Below are 14,748 nucleotides of genomic sequence, written 5' to 3'. Positions count from 1 at the left end.
TAGTTCCGGGGCAAGGATAAGGGTGCAAATCCATGATTTAACAAAAGTTAAACAGCAGTATTACAGGGAAATATAAAATGAGGATGAAATTTCAGCACAAAACTTTTGAGTGAGGTAGTGGTATTCAAGTAATGATTTTTTGTGGCGCGGGCGACGCCCGCGCCACAAAAAATCATTACTTTTTTTAGAATGATTAAAAGATGGTTTTATTTGATTGAACAGAAGTCTTGCAATGCAGTCATCTGCTCTTGCAATCTAGCGACCTCTCGATTGAGTGGTTCAGGCAGCATAGCTGGGTCGCGAATTTGATTGAACCAGGTCTGTAATTCGGGGTTTACGGTTTTGTAAAGTACCTGAGGACACGTGAGCAGCAGAATCGTTAACCATTCTGCAAAACTGGCTTTTTGGAAAAAGGAATGCTTTGTTGGATCTGAAGCATGCCATTGATTGGCGATCGCTATCTCCTGCCAGCTCTGGTCAGATAAAGCTTGCTGAATCATGGCAAACAATACGTGAGATTGAATGGCGTCTCTCAGTGCAGAAGGCATATAAGGTGAATGAACAGAGACTTGTAGAAGTGTCAGAAACCCGTTTGGAAGATGCTCTAAAAGAACTGTAATAACCTCGGTTGAGGAGTTAGCGGTCTCCAGCAAAGTAGGCAATTCTTTTGTGAAATAGGGTGCTGCGATCGCACACCACTGTTGCGGATTGAGTGCAACATGAAAAAAGGTTTCATAGATTTCCTCTGTTTTTTGGAGGAGAATATAACCTCGACACCGATTGGTTGCAGGATCGGGCGGCTCAAACGCTTGCCATAAAAGGGGTAATGGCACCCAATGAGGTGGATACTTGAATCGAGCAACATCGAGTAAAAGTACGAGATCTCGCTGTGGGTGATAGCCGCCAATCGGCGAGAAATGCCCGTCTCCGGTTTGTCCCAAAACGTTGCGACTGTAGGCGGCTACCATGTGAATGCCATGCGCTGTGGAAGTAATGCGTTTTACATCCTGTCGAAACTCGTCTAAGCTTCTCTCCATGTAACGGTAGGCAGTCACCTTTGCCCCATTGCAACGGGAAATGCAGACGAATTCCTCTAACGTGATACCTGTTTCCTGAATGGCTGAAAGAGCCTGACAACAGTCCAGCATTTCTTCTCCATACCAGCGCCATACCCCTCGCCAGATTCGCCCTGGATCGATCGCCAGGGCATTCAGCACAACCACCATGGTTCCCAAACCACAAAACGCTGGTTCAGCCTGGGTATGAAACTGTTCGGCAAGGGCAAAATATCCTTCCATCCCTCCCAGTTCTAACGCTTCACGAAAAAGTTGCCTCCCCTCGGTTGATGAGAAGGCAATGCAAGAGGTTGGTAAGGGACGACGGTAAAACCCTTTAGTCAGATCAGCCATAGTCTCCATCGTTAAGCCAGAAATGGAGATATAGTACTACGGAACCACTTCTACCCAAAAATCAGCCGTAATAATTTCGCCATTGCGGTTGAACTGTCCCCATAGTTTGTATCTTCCAGGTTGAGGAAAACGGGTTGCAAAGTGGACTTGATTGCCGGGTGTATCATGCACCGCATGGGCATGAATGTAATTGTCTCTGGTTAACGAAGGGGATTGTCGCACAATCACCAGATGCCCCTTTTCACCCAGATAGGGTTGTAAATCAGTGATCGGTTGATTACTCGTCGCATCCTGCAAGTCGAATTGTAGAATGACCTCTTCACCTGTTTTGATGGTGGCTACGGTCGGAGCAAAACTAACCTTGGTCTGACCAAAGGTTTTGACGTTGCTCCAGTCTATCTGAGCGGCAGGAGGATTATTCCCTTCTACTTGGGTTTTCAAAACAGAGACTTGTTCTGCTTCTCCTGTTGGTTGATAGTCACTGAAGAGTGTGTAATTGCCAGATTGAGGAAACTGGGTTTCTATCTCAAATCGTCCATTGCCTTTGTAGGTTGGATGGAGATGCTGAAAGACCTGTAAATCATCGCTGACTGCAATCAGGTGCATGATTTTTTCTTGGAATTGATCGAACTGGGCGATCGCATTTCCATCCTGATCCTGTACGTCAATTTGAAGCGTAGTCGGAGTATTCAGGGTAATTACACTCGTGGTTGTGAGCTTTGCTTGAGTGGATGTAGATGGGTTGGCATGATCATCTCCTTGTTCACCATGATGGGTTTCATGGGTTGTAGGATGATGGTGAGTGGCTTCTTCTGCATGAGCTTCATTAGAATGCGTTGTCGTTTGCATAGTAGATTCTTCCTTTACTTGAGCAAGCTGTGTGCAGCCTTGAACAATAGATAGTGTGGTAACGATGGCGATCGCCGTGATAAACCGATTCATATTTGACCTCTAATGGTTAAATTCAGCGAAAACAATTATTGAGAAACTATGCAGAGTAAAGGTTGTTTTCTAGCCAAATTCGGGCTTCTTCCTGCGAGGAAAACCGGGCAGTTTGACCTGTTCTAGGAAAATAAATATTCCACCAGATATGCCCAAACCAATCGGTTGAAGACCAAACCTGCGGTTCATTTGAGGTAGTTAGAGCATTGGATAAGAAGTTCCAAATACCAGTCCACCAACCTTGAGATGAATGATTTTTAGCCCTAAAAGTGGTATCAGGAATCAGTTCTAATTCACAATAAAGTGCTCTCTGTATTTCGGTTTGCACAGTCATATCCTCCTTGAATGATTGTTTGTTGGAAAGTTTTAGAGTTCGTGGGCTCTCTTCGCAGCCTACGTCTTAACTCTTGTAGTCATCCTAAAGTGTCTAGTTGGCTAGAGAGTCAAGCCCTTACTTGAAAGTTTTTACTACGTTGCTACACCCATTCATCGACAGAGTGAATACGTTTGTGTCGTGTAACTCGCTCTTGAATTGTGCCAATCACAATGTAGAGAACAGGGACAACAAATAGACTTAGAAATGTGGTGACAAATGTACCGCCAAAGACGGCAGTTCCTAAAGACAGACGACTGGCAGACCCTGCCCCGGCGGGGAATAACATCGGATATGCGCCCAATAGTGCGGCGATCGCAGTCATCAGAATGGGACGTAAACGATCTTGCGAGGCTTCAATAATGGCTTTGGTGATGGGGAGTCCTTGCGATCGCAACTGGTTAGCAAATTCCACCATCAGGATCGAGTTTTTGCTGGCGAGTCCAACCAGCATCAGTAAACCGACCTGGCAATAAATGTCGTTATACAATCCCCGCATCCACTGCACGGATAATGCGCCTAATACAGCGAGAGGCACGGACAGCATAATGATCAGTGGATCAACAAAGTTGTTGTATTGAGCCGCGAGAACGAGGAAGACGAAGAATACCCCTAAGCCAAAGATTAACGGTGCTTTTCCGCCAGATTCTAATTCTTCTAGCGAAATCCCAGACCACTCAAATCCCATATTGGCAGGAATGACCTCGGCTGCCAGTTGCTCCATCAGTTTGATCGCTTGCCCAGAGCTATAGCCGGGAGCCGCAGCCCCATTGATTTCAATGGCCCGATGCAAATTGTAGTGGTTAATGGTTTGTGGTCCTGTAGTGGGAGTAATGGTCACCAAATTGCTGAGGGGAATCATGTCTCCCTGATGCGATCGCACATACAGCTGACCGATATCTTCTGGATTGGAGCGAAACTGCTGGTCTGCCTGCACATAAACCCGATAGGTGCGACCAAAGGCATTGAAGTCATTGACGTACCGAGAGCCAATGTAGGCTTGCAGGGTACTGTAGATGGCTTCAACGGGCACCTGGAGGGCTTCTGCTTTATTGCGATCGACTTCAATTTGCAACTGTGGGGCATTAGCCGTGTAAGTACTAAAGACTCCCTGCAAGCCAGGGGTTTGGTTGGCACGGGTCAGCAGTTCCATTTTGATGTGATCGAGCGTGCTGATGTCGCTGTTGCTCCGGTCACCTCGATCTTGCAACTGAAACACAAACCCTCCCGTACTGCCTAAACTAGGAATCGTGGGAGGATTGACGGCTAATACTGGTGCCTCAGGAATGCCCATCAACGGTCCCTGCACTCGACCTAGGATTGCAGAAACAGATTGTTCTGGTGCTTGTCGTTCATCCCAGGGTTTGAGCGGGGCAAACATCAAGCCTCGATTAGGCGTATTGCCGCTAAAGCCAACCCCACCCATGGCAAACGTGCCTTGAATCTCTGGCTCCTGGAGTAAGATTTGCTCTGCTTGCTCTACAATCTGCCGCGTGTAGTTGAGGGATGCACCATCGGATGCCTGAATCAGGTTGATGAAGTATCCCTGGTCTTCCTGGGGCAAAAATGCCTTGGGGACTTTCAGATAGAGTCCAACTGTCAACACCAGTGAGGCAATGAACAGGAGCATCACCACTTGTTTGAAACGGGTGAGAAGTTGGAGCGATCGCTGATACCTTCGACGCAACCAGTTGAGAAACCCATTGACTCGCCTGGCTAACCAACCGAGAATGCCACGAGGTTTTTCCTGTTCTCGGAGTAGGAGCGCAGACAGGGCGGGTGTGAGGGTTAAGGCATTGAAGGTGGAGATGGCGATCGAGAAGGTAATGGTTAGAGCAAACTGCTTGTACAGTTGTCCTGCTGTTCCGGGTAAAAAGCCCACGGGAATGAACACGGCCATCAGTACAATTCCGCTGGCAATGACCGAGCTAAATAACTCACGCATCGCTTCTGCGGTAGCTCGAATCGGGCTTAATCCCTTCTCTTGGATCAATCGAGTCACATCTTCTGCAACAACGATCGCATCATCTACTACCATTCCTGTTGCCAGCGTTAGACCAAATAAGGTGAGGCTATTGAGAGAGAAATCAAACAGTTTAACAAAGGCAAACGTACCAATCAGCGACACAGGAATGGTGACAGCGGGAATAATAGTTGTGCGCCAGTCTTGCAGAAAAATGAAGATGACTAGAATCACCAAGCCGACGGATTGAAAAAGCGTGATCACGACTTCTTGAAAGGACGCTTCAACGAAGCGTGAAGAATCGTAGGGAATTTCGTAGGTTAAACTTGGCGGAAAGTTTTGTGCCAATTCCTGCATCTCGGCTTTAACGGCTTTCGCAATTTCCAACGCATTACTACCGGGAATTTGCAGAATCTGGTAGCCAACGGCAATATGCCCTTTGTAGCTGGCAAATGTACTGTAGTTCTCGGCTCCGAGTTCAGCCCGTCCGACATCTTTCAGCTTGACGGTGGTTCCATCCGGGTTGGCTTTGAGGATTAGATTTTCAAACTCACTGGCTTCTTTCAAGCGACCATCGGTTTGTAAGTCGATTTGATACAGTTGCCCATTGGGGGCAGGGGGTTGTCCAATACTGCCAATCCCTAGCTGCAAGTTTTGTTGATTCAGGGCAGTAATGACATCCTGAGCAGTCAGGCTACGGCTGGCTAGCTGTTGCGGATCGAGCCAGATTCGCATGGCATAACGGCGATCGCCAAAGGCAACCACACTACCAACCCCAGGAATACGCCGTAGGTCATCTAAGACATACAGATCGGCATAGTTGCTGATGAAAGTGTCATCGTAGCGGTCATCCTCGCTGTAAAGCGCCATTGCTAGAACGATCGCACTCGATTGCTTGGAAACCGTCACTCCCGTTTGTCTCACAACGTCGGGTAACTGGGGTTCCGCTTGCAGTACTCGATTTTGCACATCCGAGTCCGCCACATTCAGGTCATACCCTTGCTGAAACGTGATCACAATGCGACTGGTGCCATCGTTGCTGCTGGTGGAACTGATGTAGCGCATCCCTTCCACGCCATTAATTTGTCGCTCTAAGACAGTGGTCACAGTATCTTCAACAACTTGAGCACTGGCACCGACATAGTTGGCACTCACGACAATTTGGGGTGGGCTAATGTCGGGGTACTGCTCAATCGGCAACGCTGGAATGCTGATCAGCCCAACAATGAGAATGACCAGGGCACACACGATCGCAAAGACGGGTTTCTTGATGAAAAAATTGACAAACATATCCAATACCCAGGGAATGAAATAAATTCGATGTAGGGGTTTGGCATTGCCGTAGGGGCATGGCATTGCCATGTCCCTACAGTGGTGCGATCGCCATTCCGTCTCTCAATGCAAACAGATTAGAAACAATCACCTTCTCTCCTGGTTGCAATCCGTTCAGAACTCGGTATTCGTTGCCTTCGATGCGGCCCAGTTCTACTAATCGTTGTCGCGCTACGAACCCGGTTTCTGAGGGTTCCGCCACAAACACAAAGGCTTCTCCACCCAAACGGGCGATCGCAGTCGTGGGCACTTGCACTCCAGTGCGTTGAGTTTGAACAACACTGGTTCTGACAAACTGATCGGTTCGCAGTTGTCCATTGGCATTATTGAGCAGAGCTTTCACCAGAACAGACTGGGTTGTACCCGCTGTGTTAGGGGCAATGAAGAAAATCTGACTCGTCCCTAAACGATTTCCCTGCCCGTCTGTCACATCAACTGAACTACCGATTTGCAGATGCGATGCCTGTTCCGCCGGAACTGAAAAATTGACTTCAAGCTGATCATTTTCTGCAACGGTGAGCAGCGATGTCGAGGTATCCACAAAATCGCCCACTTTAATGGGAATATCGCCTACCACACCCGTAAACGGAGCCGTAATCTGGAAGTACTGAAGCTGCACCTGCTGTTCTTGAATGCGGGCCTGTGCTTCTTGAACGGCTTTCTCCGCCCGCACAACGGATGCCCGTTGCGCCTGAATCTGTTGATCAATGGCTTGTAAACTGGCTCTGGCAACCTCCAATCGACTGGCGTACTGATCTCGCGTTTGGGCAGAAACTGCTCCTTCGCTGGCAAGTGATGCATAGCGATCGCGTTCTACCTGGCTCAGTTCCATCTCTGCAACTTTGGATAACCGTTCTGCTTGCAGCGATCGCAACACCGCATTGGCATTATCCACATTGGCCTGGGCTGAAGCTACCCCTGCATGGGCACTGTTAACCACCGCTTGTTGTTCAGAGGGGTCAACCTGAATCAACACGGTTCCAGCTGCTACCCGCTGTCCGGGAGTCACGAGAATTTGGGTAATTTGACCTTGAGTGCGGGGACGCAATGTGACAGAACGGCGAGATTGCAAATTGGCGATAAATTCTGCTCGTTCCTCAATGGTTTCTGCCCGTAATGCAATAGTTTGAACAGGCATCGGAGGCTGTTGAGCCGTTGCGTTGGATTGATCTACTGGCGTTAATCCGCGCCACCAGGCGAACCCACCGCCACTCAACAACAGCATCATGAGGAGTAACGAGAAAGGCGATCGCCAACCTGCTGGTTTGGGTAAGGGTTGAGAAGCATTCTGAGAAGACATCGAAAGTTCAGTTGATTTCATGCTTCACCACCGCTCAACTACAGATGGAGTGATATGACTGGGAGTACTTCTTAACAATTTGGGTTGAGCATAGTAGTGCTGTTCAATCCACGCTCGTACTTCTTCTTCAGACAGGGCATGAAAGCGAGTTCCTGTCAGTGGATCATCTATGATCCACCAGGTGTTGCCGTCGCGATCGCGCTTCTGCCAAATGAAGGGATCTGAATTACTGATTAGAGCGTGGGCGATCGCTCTTGTTGCCTGGTTTAACCATTGGCTAACTCCCTCAAATTGGGGTCTAAAACCATCAGAATTGCTTGCAGGAATCCATTCTTTTTCTTGATGCGTTTGAAACGGATCAGAAAGCTGTCTCGGTAAAATTTGCATTTGGAGTCTCCAGTATTTAAACATTGAAATTCTGTGGCATGGATTAGAGTTCAACTATCCTTTAAATCCTTCCACTGAAAATCAGATTAAATTCTCTAGTCAACTGGAGAGTCAATAGATCTGATCCAAAAATCTATTAATTGATCTAACCTAAAAGCAAACTGTTCTAATGTATTTTGATTAGTAGTAATAAAAGCAAAAGCTGAAGTTGCCAGGGCATGAAAAACAAGCTTAGTAATATGCTAATGATTGCAAGTAACCCCGGTAAAATAGAGATTTCATCACAGATACTCACGCTGATTAAGCCGGTGATTATAGCGATCGCCAGCCATAGAAGGCAGAGTAGCAACATACTCGAACCTCAGATTATTAATCTTCAATAAAGTTGTTTTTAGAAGATGTCATTCTCTTCAATTAAATAGAAATTCAATAATTTATATCAACAGGTGGAAAACATAAATCATTACAAATTAATTAAATAAAATCAGCTAATAAAGATCACAGCTGACTGACTGGCAAAAGTACCAGAAAGCGCATTCTATCGTAGGGGCAGGTTTCGCCGAAATGCCGACTGCAAAGCGATCAGAGGCTTGATAAACCTGCCCTTACAAAGATTTGTCAGTCAATCAGTGTGGCAGGTCGAGCAAGTCATAGGGGAAACTGTAAGGATCATGAATTTAATAAGATCGGGTATTGAATCGTTTGAAGGGGCGAACGGTCGTTCGCCCGTACAACAAATCATCGAAGTTATTTAATTCCCCTTCCTAAGTTGAGAAGTCATGATTGGACTTTTTGAATTCCCCATAACACACTATATTGGAGTGTCTAGCTTACTGGAGAGTCAAGGGGAAAGTTCAAGAGTTTTGGTATAGTACTATGCACTTAGCTTGGGACGGGGTGCAGGGGTTTTACCCCTGCGTGGGGCACCGCCCCACCCCCAACGTCCTAACGTGATTACGTAAAGCTATCAATATCTTAAAAGCACGAAATACGGCGCTGTAAGACATATTTAGCCTCACAAAATCACGTATTCCATGCTTTTATTTCTCTTAACTCTACTGATTGTTCTGTTAGCTTCTCGTTCTATAGCGATCCTGAGTCAGTTGTGAAAGCGCCCGCCCGAAGGGCGGGCGCTTTCACAACCGATCATTTTCACAAATCAAATAGGATTGCTATGGTACACCAACTTAAAAGTTTTAGAGGGGGTGGAGGGGGTAAAACCCCCTCTTGGGGGCGCAGTTCCCAAACCCCCATGTTGCAAAATTTCGTGTTTGCAACACTAGCTATGCAACTCCTGCAACCCTGACAACCTTGCGATACTCTTCAGCAGCGCGCCGACAAGCTTGAGCGCAGCTTTGGCAGTGTTCGTTGTCATGTTTTTCGCACTCAGCCGCACACGCGTCGCAAATCTCAATGCAAGAGCGTACAATTTGGGGAATAAACCGTGAGCCACGGCTGATAAAGGCTGCGGAAGTCCAGCACATCTCTGCACAGTCGCGGCAAAGACGGGCGCATTCTGGCATACTGCCCAAACAGGCGTCTTCACAGTGTTCGCACTCATAGGCACAGTAAACGGCTGCGTCTGCGATTGATTGATATTGTTGGTGAGGCATGATGATTTTCTCCTGAATAACTGACTCCAGTGCCGTCAATAGGACAGCAAAATTCAGCACGATATGAACCTCAACCGAGGTGTTGTCGTGCGATCGCAGCAATTGAATGTCTACTGCCTTTAGACTTAAACTAACGGACTATGTCCAACAGTGCCTCTGACTTTTGAAGCAGAAATTACTCCAGAAATTTCGTACTTTTGGTTTGCCAGAATTTCATACTGATTTTATTTTTGTCTGTCACCATGACAGTCTGTAAGCAACAGAACCTTAGCTTAAAGCCTAGAAGCTTTATAGACTGCTATGTTGGCAAAAAATATGTTGGCAAATACGTTGGCAAGAAAGACCCTCACTTCATTTTTATTAGCTGGAGTACTGCCTCTAGCATCATTCAGCCTTGCGGCTTGTAGTGGCACAACCTTTCAGTCTGATGAGAGCAGTCCCAGCAGTTCCACTACGGCGCAGGCAGATCGTGGCTCAGTGGATAACGCCAGCCCTATGCCAATGGATCATAGTTCAATGACAAGCATGGATCTGGGCCCTGTTGATGAAAGCTTCGACTTACGATTCATTGATGGCATGATTCCGCACCATGAAGGTGCTGTTGCAATGGCACAAGAAGCATTGCAGAAGTCAAGCCGTCCTGAAATTCAACAGCTAGCCCAGGCCATTATTGATGCTCAGGAGAAGGAAATTTCCGAGTTGGAAGAGTGGCGTACAGCCTGGTATCCCAATGCAGGGGATGAGCCAATGATGTACAGTGCAGAGCTTGGGAAGACGATGCCAATGACCGAGGAAATGCGCTCTAGCATGATGATGGGTGGGGACTTGGGTGCAGCCGACGAGCAGTTTGACTTGCGCTTTATCAATGCGATGATTCCGCACCATCAAGGCGCGATCGATATGGCACAGCAGGCATTAGAGAAGAGCGATCGCCCTGAAATAAAAGAACTGGCTCAAAACATTGTTGATAGCCAGCAACAGGAAATTGACCAGATGCAACAGTGGCGAAGCGACTGGTATGGTCAGTAAAAAATAGTTGAGGAAAAGGGTTGGTTATATAGCAATCCTATTTGGTCTGTGAAAATGATCCGGTATGAAAGCGCCCGCCCGAAGGGCGGGCGCTTTCATACCGGATTTAGGATCGCTACATCAAGCAGTTCGCCACATGTCATCGTGCTAAGGATCACCCATTAAATAAGCTGTAATTCTTTATGAGAGAGCGACGGCTCCGCCGTCGCTCTCTCATAAAGAATTGGGTTTTATTAAATCCGCGATCCTGATGTCAATTTCAAGTACTCGATTTTGGTATTGTCATCCATTCACCTTTGAATCAAGGTCATCCATTCACCCTTGAATCAAGTCTGAGTTAAAACGCTGCACCAAAAACGGCAGCACGTCAACGAGGCTCAGGGAAGCGATCGCACTGGGTCTCAACGTGAGTCAATGCTGGCTTGTGATTGCAATGGTGTTTGCGATCGCTTAGTAAAGTGCAATGCTGCGATTTGGTATTTTGTATAGAAGGCGACAATATAAAAGCTACAGGTGCGTCAGTATATTTCCCAGTAATATAGTGTCCCTCAGTTGGTCGCTTTGTCCATGATCAACTATTTTCGATTTACTGTAACTGATCAGCAATGAGAATTTTGCTGGTGGAAGACGATACCCAATTAGCAGACACTTTGGCTGAAGCTCTGACAGCGCAACGGTATGCAGTTGATTTAGTCAAAGATGGAGAATTGGCGTGGGAACAAGCAACTGGTTTAATTTATGATCTAGTGTTGCTGGACGTGACGTTACCCAAATTGGACGGGATTTGTCTGTGCCAACGGTTGCGCGATCGCGGCTATTCGTCTCCCATTCTGATGCTTACCGCACGGGATACCAGCTTAGACAAAGTTATTGGTCTGGATGCGGGTGCCGATGCTTACATGGTCAAGCCGTTTAATTTGCAGGAATTGCTGGCGCAAATTCGGGCATTGCTGCGGCGAGGGCAGTCGGGGGTTGCTCCCGTTTTAATATGGGGAGCGTTGAAACTCAATCCCAGTAGCTATGAGGTCACTTACAACCGAGCGCCCATTCAACTGACTCCTAAGGAGTTTGCCTTGATGGAAGCGATGCTGCGCTACGGACGACGGGTGTTGAGCCGCACAGCCATTATTGAGCACGTCTGGAACTGGCAAGACTCACCCGAGGAAGACACGATTAAGACCTATATTAAGAACCTGCGGGCAAAGCTTAAGGCGGCTGGCGCACCTAAAGACTTTATTGAAACCGTTCATGGGTTAGGATATCGCCTGACATCGCTGGATAATTCTTAAGTAATGCTGATCAGCAGAATGTGAGCGATCGTCAACATTCTCCACGATTTCTCCACGAATTTATCCCTTAAATTTACACCTGCAATCTGTACCGTTAATTCTCAAGTTACAGAACAGCTAATCCCTCAGCCCGTTGCTTCAAATCATAAGGGATTTCGCAATTCTGTATCACTTGATGCAATCTTACCTCAGATTTGAGAATTTGTGGAGTAGCAGGTATGAATATTCGCAGACGGCATTTCCTTCAACTCGGTGCAGGTGCAGCACTGGCGATCGCAGCTCATGGTTGCAGTCAGCCTCAAGCCTCCGTTCCTGGTGATGGAGCTGAGAACCCCGGCAAGATCTCGATCGGTTTCTGGCCTGTTGCGTCTGGGTTGCCGTTGTTTGTTGCGGTGAAAAAAGGCTACTTTCAGGAAGCGGGACTCAACGTAGAAGCAGTGAAATTTGCGTCGCCCAATCAGGTGGCTGAAGCGCTGATTGCCGGACGATTGCAGGGAACTGGCAACGGGGTTGCCAGCGGCGCATTAGGATTGGCAGAAATCACGTCGCCCGGTCTATTCAAAATTTTGGCTGCTAATCCCAGCAATGTTGAAAATGTGTTGGATCAGGTGATTGTCGCAAAGGATAGCCCGATCCAATCTATTGCTGATTTGAATGGGAAGAAATTTGCGACGGGTCCAGGAGCACAAAATAAGGCGATCGCAGAGGCTATCTTAACTGCCGCAGGTGTCGCTGAACCGAATGTGCAGCAGATTGAAATTAGCCAGCACGTTGCCGCGATCGAGTCAGGGCAAATTGATGCTGCTTACACCTTAGAGCCAACCGGAACCGTTGGTGAGATGAAGGGCATCACGCGCATCCTTGAAAATGGTGTTGTCTCCAAATATATTTTGGGTGATTCGATGGCTCCATGGTTTGGCGGTTCGGCTGTTCTCAGCACCCAGTTCATCGAACAGTTTCCAGAATCGACTAAGATCTACGCCGAAGCCTACCGTCGTGCTATTCAAGATATTCGAGATAACCCCGACGAAGCCCGCCAATATATGGTTGGCTACACTGCCATCGAAGGAGAACTGGTGCAAAAAGTACCGATGGTGGGCTACACCTTATACGACGAATTTACACCTGAAGATATAGCCTATTTCCAAAAATTCTTTGATTTTATGACGGAAAAGGCTGTCTTTTCTAAAACAGTTGATGTAGCAGCATTGTTGTATGAACCTGCCTGATTGCATAACCGAACTGAACGCTAAAAAGTACTAGTACACCAACTTAAAAGTTTTAGAGGGGGTGGAGGGGGTGAAACCCCTCTTGGGGGCTACGCCCCCAAACCCCCATGTTGCAAAATTTCGTGTTTGCAACACTAGTACACCAACTTAAAAGTTTTAGAGGGGGTGGAGGGGGTGAAACCCCCTCTTGGGGGCGCAGCCCCCAGACCCCATGTTGCAAAATTTAGTGTTTGTAATACTAGAATCTGGGAGACGGTTATGGTTGTAGATTCTATCCAGCAGCAGCAGATTGCCCCACCTGAGCACTTTATTTCAGTACAAGGGTTATGTAAATATTTTGGTGATTTTGTACTGTATGAGAACTTCAATTTAGATCTGGCAAACAATCAACTGGTGTCTGTATTTGGCCCTAATGGTTGTGGTAAGTCAACGCTTATCAATATGATCAGCGGACTCATTCCCTTTAATGGCGGTGAAATCCGCATTCATGGTAAGCCGATTCGACGGGCACGCATCGGTTATGTCTTTCAAAACTATCGTGATGCTATGCTGCCCTGGCTCAGTGCTTACGACAATATTGCTTATCCACTGAGAGTTAAGGGTGTGCCAGAGAAAGAATGTCGCGATCGCGTTGAGCAATTAATCGGCACATTCAATATTCAGCTTGACCTGAAACGATATCCCTATAGCTTTTCTGGTGGGCAACAGCAGCTTATTTCTATCATGCGGGCACTGGTTGCGGATCCAGAAGTGTTATTTCTGGATGAACCCTTCTCTGCCCTCGATTTTGAAACCACGCTGTTTGTGCGTGATAAGCTTCAAGAAATTTTTATGACCACTAAAATTCCGATGTTTATGGTGGTTCACAACCTGGAAGAAGCTGTATTTCTGGCAGATACTATCTTGCTGTTGAGTAAGCGCCCGACTCGTCTGGTCGAAATGGTGTCGTTTAATGCGCCTCGTCCTCGCACGTTTGAAACACTTTCATCAGCTGAGTTTGTTGAGACCAGCCGTCACTGTTTAGAACTCTTTCGTCAGGAGATGCGGAAATGACTGTGACTTATCCCTCAAAGCATCGCCAGTTTTTCTCACTCGTTCGCTACCTGAATCAACTCCTTCCCCTGGTCGGGGTGCTGGTGCTGTTTATGGCTTGGTGGCTGATCTCGATTTCGGGGTGGGTGAATCCGGTGCTGCTGCCAACCCCCTGGACAACCATCGCCACCCTGTTTCAGGCTATGTTTGCAGGAAATATGGCGATCGACTTTGGTGCCACTGTGCTGAGAACCTTTAGCGCGTTTCTGCTGGCTGGATTAGTGGGTGTTCCGATCGGTGTTGCGCTGGGTAGTTCTGAGAAGCTCTATCGCAGTGTGGAGTTTTTAATTGATTTTTTCCGTTCAACGCCCGCCAGTGCATTAATTCCAATGTTTATCCTATTCTTTGGGGTGAGTGATTTTTCCAAAATTATAATTGCGGCATTCAGTGCATTTTTGCTGATTGTGTTTAATAGTGCCTATGGCGTGATTCATGCGAAACAATCTCGCATATTGGCGGCAAAAGTGATGGGTGCTAATCGCTGGCGCGTATTTAAAGATGTGTTGCTGATGGAGAGTTTGCCGCAGACCTTTATTGGTTTGCGCAGCGGCATTAGCATTGCTCTTGTGATTGTAATTGTTGCCGAGATGTTTATCGGCACTGAGCAGGGGTTGGGCAAGCGGATTATCGATGCACAACAAGTACTCAATGTGCAGGATATGTATGCTTCGATTTTGGTCACCGGACTGTTGGGATATTGTTTGAATGTGCTGTTTTTAATCATCGAAAAACGCGTCATCCACTGGAGCGGCAAGTAGGTGGGCAATGCTACTGCAATTGTTAATTCAGT

12 protein-coding genes are annotated in these 14,748 nt (G+C 47.2%); 5 read left to right on the top strand and 7 right to left on the bottom strand.

Features of this window, described 5'->3' with window-relative positions; translation table 11 throughout:
- Nucleotides 1-206: 206 nt before the first annotated feature.
- From ACR6Z4_RS01775 to ACR6Z4_RS01745, 7 genes are all read right to left on the bottom strand, one after another.
- Nucleotides 207-1,409: a phytochelatin synthase family protein gene (locus tag ACR6Z4_RS01775; RefSeq protein WP_479715492.1), complete on the bottom strand. Its 1,203-nt coding sequence runs from the start codon at nt 1,407-1,409 to the stop codon at nt 207-209.
- 36 nt (nt 1,410-1,445) lie between these two features.
- On the bottom strand, nt 1,446-2,351 hold the full coding sequence (locus tag ACR6Z4_RS01770; protein ID WP_479715491.1) for a hypothetical protein: 906 nt from the start codon (nt 2,349-2,351) through the stop codon (nt 1,446-1,448).
- A 46-nt stretch (nt 2,352-2,397) separates the two neighbouring features.
- Nucleotides 2,398-2,679 carry a hypothetical protein gene (locus tag ACR6Z4_RS01765; RefSeq protein WP_479715490.1) on the bottom strand — a complete coding sequence of 94 codons (282 nt, stop codon included), beginning with the start codon at nt 2,677-2,679 and terminating at the stop codon, nt 2,398-2,400.
- 148 nt (nt 2,680-2,827) lie between these two features.
- Nucleotides 2,828-5,977: an efflux RND transporter permease subunit gene (locus tag ACR6Z4_RS01760; protein WP_479715720.1), complete on the bottom strand. Its 3,150-nt coding sequence runs from the start codon at nt 5,975-5,977 to the stop codon at nt 2,828-2,830.
- A gap of 76 nt (nt 5,978-6,053) precedes the next feature.
- Nucleotides 6,054-7,319 (bottom strand): efflux RND transporter periplasmic adaptor subunit, encoded by a 1,266-nt coding sequence (locus ACR6Z4_RS01755; protein WP_479715489.1) that lies wholly within the window; start codon nt 7,317-7,319, stop codon nt 6,054-6,056.
- A gap of 24 nt (nt 7,320-7,343) precedes the next feature.
- Entirely contained in the window at nt 7,344-7,706 is a 363-nt protein-coding gene (locus ACR6Z4_RS01750; protein ID WP_479715488.1) for a hypothetical protein, read from the bottom strand.
- A gap of 1,283 nt (nt 7,707-8,989) precedes the next feature.
- On the bottom strand, nt 8,990-9,319 hold the full coding sequence (locus ACR6Z4_RS01745) for a four-helix bundle copper-binding protein (protein ID WP_479715487.1): 330 nt from the start codon (nt 9,317-9,319) through the stop codon (nt 8,990-8,992).
- A 300-nt stretch (nt 9,320-9,619) separates the two neighbouring features.
- Here ACR6Z4_RS01745 and ACR6Z4_RS01740 point away from each other — a divergent pair, with 300 nt between their 5' ends.
- From ACR6Z4_RS01740 to ACR6Z4_RS01720, 5 genes are all read left to right on the top strand, one after another.
- Complete coding sequence (locus ACR6Z4_RS01740) at nt 9,620-10,348, top strand: DUF305 domain-containing protein (protein ID WP_479715486.1); 729 nt, start codon at nt 9,620-9,622, stop codon at nt 10,346-10,348.
- 605 nt (nt 10,349-10,953) lie between these two features.
- Nucleotides 10,954-11,637 (top strand): response regulator transcription factor, encoded by a 684-nt coding sequence (locus ACR6Z4_RS01735; RefSeq protein ID WP_479715485.1) that lies wholly within the window; start codon nt 10,954-10,956, stop codon nt 11,635-11,637.
- 218 nt (nt 11,638-11,855) lie between these two features.
- Nucleotides 11,856-12,866, top strand: a complete 1,011-nt coding sequence (locus ACR6Z4_RS01730; protein ID WP_479715484.1) for an ABC transporter substrate-binding protein — start codon at nt 11,856-11,858, stop codon at nt 12,864-12,866.
- A 258-nt stretch (nt 12,867-13,124) separates the two neighbouring features.
- Entirely contained in the window at nt 13,125-13,919 is a 795-nt protein-coding gene (locus ACR6Z4_RS01725; RefSeq protein ID WP_479715483.1) for an ABC transporter ATP-binding protein, read from the top strand.
- Entirely contained in the window at nt 13,916-14,716 is an 801-nt protein-coding gene (locus ACR6Z4_RS01720; protein WP_479715482.1) for an ABC transporter permease, read from the top strand. The genes ACR6Z4_RS01725 and ACR6Z4_RS01720 overlap by 4 nt, the downstream gene beginning before the upstream one ends.
- Nucleotides 14,717-14,748: the final 32 nt, after the last annotated feature.

It is taken from the genome of Calyptranema fuscum S582, from assembly GCF_055793305.1.
Note: the sequence above shows the minus strand (reverse complement) of the source record. Positions and strands in the feature narration are given on the sequence as shown.